This is a genomic window from Lysobacter sp. 1R34A, assembly GCF_051217035.1.
Lineage (GTDB): Bacteria > Pseudomonadota > Gammaproteobacteria > Xanthomonadales > Xanthomonadaceae > Lysobacter.
Genome location: NZ_JBPKJP010000212.1, coordinates 1 through 683, shown reverse-complemented (window position 1 = coordinate 683; position 683 = coordinate 1). Strand labels below are relative to the sequence as shown.

The 683-nt window shown below is 69.1% G+C and carries 1 protein-coding gene; it reads left to right on the top strand.

The window, feature by feature from the left end; translation table 11 throughout:
• A partial coding sequence (locus ACSAMQ_RS20600; RefSeq protein ID WP_435397441.1) for a thiol:disulfide interchange protein DsbA/DsbL occupies positions 1–683 on the top strand: 683 nt, incomplete at both ends.

The window sequence follows — 683 nt, the reverse complement described above, 5'->3', positions numbered from 1 at the left end:
CCCGGCCGCACCGGAAGCGACGACGATCCAGCCCGCCGCCGTGGCCACGCCGCCGGCCGGCCCGGCCCCGGTGGTCGGCGCCGACTACGAGGAAATCCCGGCCGGCCAGCCCTACGAGCCGGTCGCCGGCAAGATCGAAGTCGCCGAGATCTTCAGCTACACCTGCCCGCACTGCGCCCAGTTCGAACCGCAGGTGCTCGACTGGCGCGCCAAGCAGACCGCCGACGTGAAGTTCACCCCGATCGCCGGCCCGTTCGGCGCCAATCCGATCCCGTTCGCGAAGGCGTTCTACACCGCGCAGACCCTGGGCCTGCTCGAGAAGTCGCACGAGGCGATGTTCCGCGCCGTGCACATCGACCAGTCGCTGTCCTACCAAAACGTCACCGACCAGCAATTCGGCGAGTTTTACGCCAAGTTCGGCGCCAAGCCGCAGGACTTCATCGGCACCATGAACAGCTTCGCGATCAACGCCAAGCTCAAGCGCGCCGAACAATTCATGCAGCGCTCGGGCGTCAGCTCCAGCCCCTCGCTGGTGGTCAACGGCAAGTACCTGGTCAAGGGCAAGAGCTTCGAGGACATGCTGCGCATCACCGACCACCTGGTCGCGCGCGAGCGCGCTGCGACCCAGGGCGCGGCGCCCGCCGCCGCTCCGGCCGAAGCGCCCGCTGGCGCAGCTGCGCCGG